Annotated in this window: 4 protein-coding genes; all 4 read right to left on the reverse strand. The window is 72.4% G+C overall.

What is annotated here, in order from left to right; all coding sequences use genetic code 11:
• Positions 1–23: 23 nt before the first annotated feature.
• Positions 24–1,727: a proline--tRNA ligase gene (locus ACFWEP_RS32250; protein ID WP_387375478.1), complete on the reverse strand. Its 1,704-nt coding sequence runs from the start codon at positions 1,725–1,727 to the stop codon at positions 24–26.
• Positions 1,728–1,829: 102 nt separating this feature from the next.
• On the reverse strand, positions 1,830–2,393 hold the full coding sequence (locus ACFWEP_RS32255) for a GNAT family N-acetyltransferase (protein ID WP_387375480.1): 564 nt from the start codon (positions 2,391–2,393) through the stop codon (positions 1,830–1,832).
• A gap of 67 nt (positions 2,394–2,460) precedes the next feature.
• Positions 2,461–3,225, reverse strand: coding sequence for a DUF1684 domain-containing protein (locus tag ACFWEP_RS32260; RefSeq protein ID WP_387375482.1), 765 nt, complete (start codon positions 3,223–3,225; stop codon positions 2,461–2,463).
• Between the two features lie 180 nt (positions 3,226–3,405).
• The gene (locus tag ACFWEP_RS32265) at positions 3,406–4,248 is read right to left on the reverse strand and encodes a GNAT family N-acetyltransferase (protein WP_387375484.1); all 843 of its coding nucleotides are present in this window, start codon (positions 4,246–4,248) and stop codon (positions 3,406–3,408) included.
• Positions 4,249–4,396: the final 148 nt, after the last annotated feature.

Below are 4,396 nucleotides of genomic sequence, written 5' to 3' on the forward strand. Positions count from 1 at the left end.
GTACCGGAAGGCGGACCGGGAGGTCAGCCCAGGTCGGCGGTGATGCGGGCGATCGCCTCGTCGACGGTGAGCTCCTCGCGCTCGCCGGTGCGGCGGTCCTTGAGCTCGACGACGCCTTCGGCGGAGCGGCGGCCGGCGACGAGGATGGTCGGCACGCCGATCAGCTCGGCGTCGGTGAACTTCACGCCCGGGGAGACACCGGCGCGGTCGTCGACCAGCACCCGGGCGCCCGCCGCCTTCAGCTTCTCGGAGACCTCCAGGGCCAGCTCGGTCTGGAGCGCCTTGCCCGCGGCGACGACGTGCACGTCGGCCGGGGCGATCTCGCGGGGCCAGCACAGGCCCTTGTCGTCGGCGGTCTGCTCGGCGAGGGCGGCCACCGCGCGGGAGACGCCGATGCCGTAGGAGCCCATCGTCACGCGGACCGGCTTGCCCTGCTGGCCGAGGACGTCGAGGTTGAAGATGTCGGCGTACTTGCGGCCGAGCTGGAAGATGTGGCCGATCTCGATGGCACGGTCCACCTGGAGGCCGGCGCCGCACTCCGGGCACGGGTCGCCCGCCTCGACGACGACGACGTCGAGGTAGTCGTCCACCTCGAAGTCGCGGCCCACGACGACGTTCTTCGCGTGCTTGCCGTCCTTGTTGGCGCCGGTGATCCAGGAGGTGCCGGCGGCGACGCGGGGGTCGGCGATGTAGCGGACCTTCTCCAGGCCCTGCGGGCCGACGTAACCGCGCACCAGGTCGGGGCGGCCCACGAAGTCCTCGGCGGTGACCAGCTCCACCACGGCCGGGGCCAGGTGCTCGCCGAGCTTGCCGAGGTCGACCTCGCGGTCGCCGGGGACGCCCACGGCGACGATCTCGCCGTCGACCTTGACCAGGAGGTTCTTCAGGGTGGCGGAGGCCGGGACGCCGAGGTGGGCGGCGAGGGTCTCGATGGTCGGGGTGTCGGGGGTGTCCAGCTCCTCGACCGGGCCGTGCGCCGCACCGTCGACGGCGGTGGCCTTGAAGGTCACGGCCTCGGTGTTGGCGGCGTAGTCGCAGTTCGGGCAGTCGACGAAGGTGTCCTCGCCGGCGGGCGCCGGGGCGAGGAACTCCTCGGAGGCGGAGCCGCCCATGGCGCCGGAGACCGCGGAGACGATGCGGTGGTCGAGGCCGAGGCGCTCGAAGATCCGGATGTACGCGGCGCGGTGCAGCCGGTACGCCTCGGCCAGGCCCTCGTCGGTGGTGTCGAAGGAGTACGAGTCCTTCATCTGGAACTCGCGGCCGCGCAGCACACCGGCGCGGGGGCGGGCCTCGTCGCGGTACTTGGTCTGGATCTGGTACAGGATCACCGGCAGGTCCTTGTAGGACGAGCACATGTCCTTGACGACCTGGGTGAAGATCTCCTCGTGGGTGGGGCCGAGGAGGTAGTCCGCGCCCTTGCGGTCCTTGAGGCGGAAGAGCAGGTCGCCGTACTCGTCGTACCGGCCGCTCGCCTCGTACGCCTCCTTGGGCAGCAGCGCGGGGAGCAGCACCTCCTGGCCGCCGATGGCGTCCATCTCCTCGCGGACGACGCGGGTGATGTTCTCCAGGACCTTCTTGCCGAGCGGCAGCCAGGACCAGATACCGGCGGCGGTGCGGCGGACGTAACCGGCCCGGACGAGCAGCTTGTGGTTGAGCGTCTCGGCGTCCGCCGGGTCGTCGCGCAGTGTCTTGATCATCAATCGGGACATGCGCTGGACCTGGGCCATGATGAACTCCTGCTCGACTGTGTCTACCGGGGGGACGCCCCCGGACCCCCGAAGGTGATGGGCCCGAGATTAGCCGGGCGGCGGGTGCGGGCGGAAATCCATTCAGATTCCGCGGCGCAGTGGCAGCGGGGCTCCCATGACGGCGTACGGCAGCGGGGCGCTCGGGAAGACCACCTGACGGGCGAGGTCGCGGTAGCCGAGAGAGCGGTAGAGACCGCGCGCGGGACTGTCGGTGTCGATGGCCGACAGGATGGAGCGCGGCTCGGTGGCGGAGTCGGTCAGCCCGGTGATGAGGGCGCGGCCGATGCCGTGCTGCTGGAAGCCGGGGTGGACGTGGAGTTCGGTGATGACGAAGGAGTCGTCCAGCCACTCCTCGGTGCCCCGCTCGCGGAGGTAGGGCTCGACCACCCCCGACCACCAGTGGCCGCGATCGTTGGGCAGTCCGTAGACGAAGCCGAGCAGCCGTCCCGAAGGGGAGGTGGCGCCCAGCGCGCGGGCGCCGGGGAGGGTGAGGTGGCGCAGCACGATCTGGCGGCGTACGGCGATCTCCGGGGCGTCGAGCCCGAAGGCGAGGGCCTGCACCTGGAGCGCCTCGTCCACGCGGGACGCGAGGTCGAGCGGCCCGATCAGGGGTGGTTCGCTGAGGTCTCCGGGAAAGTGCGGCATGGCACGGGAGACTACTCCGGCCGCCCGGGAGGGCCCCGGGGGGCCGGAGCCCGTCCTCGGCCGTGCTTCAGTGCTCCCGGGCGCCCGGTTCCTCGGCCACGGGGAGCTTCTCCCCCGCCTCGACGGGCAGGTGGAGGCGGTTCTGCCGGGGCGGCATGGGGCAGTTGTACTGGTCGGAGAAACCGCAGGGCGGTACGAAGGCGCGGTTGAAGTCGAGGGTGACCCGGTCGCTTCCGGTCTCGTGCGGGACGAAGAGGAAGCGTCCGGCGCCGTAGGTGGAGTCGCCGTTGGTGGGATCGCCGAAGACCAGCAGCAGGGTGCCGTCGTCGTCGAAGGCGCTCAGGGTGTAATCGGTGCCGTCCACGGTCAGCGCGATGTCGCCGGGGACGACCAGGTCGCGGGTGCCGCCGTTGTCGCGGATGTGCTCGAACGCGACCTTGCGGGCGCCTTCGACGGGCGTGTAGGCGGCGTCGAGCACCCAGGCAGGGTCGTACGGGAAGGTGTCGATCCGCTCGAAGGAGCGGATCGCGGGCGCCTCGGCGTCCCAGAAGCGAAGGAAGTGTTCGGGGGCTCCGCTGACCGGTTCGGTCCGCTCCACGACGGTCACCGTGACGCTGCCGGGCAGGCCCTCGGCGGCGGCGACGGGGTCGGGGACCTCTCCGGGCCCCATCGGGCGGGTCTCCACCAGGGCCAGGTTGCCGGTGGGCGCGGTGACCGAGGCGTGGCGCTCCTCGCGCCACGCCTCCCAGGCCGCACGGGCATCCGCCCCCGCCGGGGCGGCGGTGGCGGGCGGGGCGGCGTGGTCGTCTGCGGGGGGCGCGGTCTCGGTCATCGGCGTGCTCATTCGCGTCGGAGGGCGTCGGCGTTCCGGACGTGCCGGCCGGCGGCCCTCAGCGGTCCCCCCTGCCGACTATAGGTCGGCCGGACGGCGCCCACCGCACGGCCGGTGCACGAGGCGCGGCCGTCGTCGGGACCGGTACGCGCGGCCGGGCGGGGCGCCCGGGGCCGGGCGTCAGAACAGGACGCTCATGAAGGCCCCGGTCTCCCGGAAGCCGACCCTGGTGTACGCCCTGCGGGCTGCGGTGTTGAAGTCGTTGACGTACAGGCTGACCAGCGGGGCCACGTCGGCGAGCGCGTGGTTGAGCACGGCGGACATCCCGGTCTCGGAGAGGCGCAGGCCGCGGAATTCCGGGGCGACCCAGACCCCCTGGATCTGGCAGGCGCGGTCGGTCGCCGCGCCGATCTCGGCCTTGAAGACGACCTTGCCGTCGTCGATGCGGGCGAACGAGCGGCCCGCGCCGATGAGTTCGGCGACCCGTGCCTGGTAGAGCAGTCCGCCGTCGCCCGCGAGCGGGGAGACCCCGACCTCCTCGGTGAACATCGCCACGCAGGCGGGCAGGATCACGTCCATCTCGTCCTTGCGGATACGGCGGACGTACGGATCGGGCTCCACGGTGGTGGAGGGGCGGTCGGTGACCATCAGCGGCTGGTTGGCGCGGACCTCGCGGGCGGGCCCCCAGCCGGGTTCGAGCAGGCGCCACAGCAGCGTGGTGGGCTCGACCGGGCCGACGATGGAAGAGCAGCGGCGCCCGGCCCTGCGGGCGCGGTCCGCGAAGGCGCGTACGGCCTCGGGCCCCGCACAGATGGGGACGAGGTTGGCACCGGAGTAGCAGAGCGAGCGGAGCATCCCGTCCGCGTACCAGCCCCACATCTCGCCGCCGAGGCGCCAGGGGTCGAGCCCGGCGATCTGGACACGGGAGGTCACGAAGGCGTTGGCCACGGGATCGCTCTCCAGAATGGCCAGAGCGGCGCCGAGGTCACTGGGTTCGAGGACCCGGGTGGTGGTGTGCGTCAACACGAGGGGGCCTCACCATACGGTCTGCTGATTTCCGCACTGTACCCAACAAGGCTGTGGGGCGCCGCCCGCATCCGAAGGCCGGGCAGCGGACCGCACGGAGCCGGCCGCGGGAACGCCGCCGCGCCCCGCCCGGACGGTGTCGTCC

Source organism: Streptomyces sp. NPDC060198 (genome assembly GCF_042728415.1).
Classification (GTDB): Bacteria; Actinomycetota; Actinomycetes; order Streptomycetales; family Streptomycetaceae; genus Streptomyces.

What these genes read in the sequence shown, in the direction of transcription:
- ACFWEP_RS32255 (WP_387375480.1), bottom strand. Translation starts at nt 2,393, where the DNA reads ATGCCGCACTTTCCCGGAGACCTCAGCGAACCACCCCTGATCGGGCCG.
- ACFWEP_RS32260 (WP_387375482.1), bottom strand. Translation starts at nt 3,225, where the DNA reads ATGACCGAGACCGCGCCCCCCGCAGACGACCACGCCGCCCCGCCCGCC.
- ACFWEP_RS32250 (WP_387375478.1), bottom strand. Translation starts at nt 1,727, where the DNA reads ATGGCCCAGGTCCAGCGCATGTCCCGATTGATGATCAAGACACTGCGC.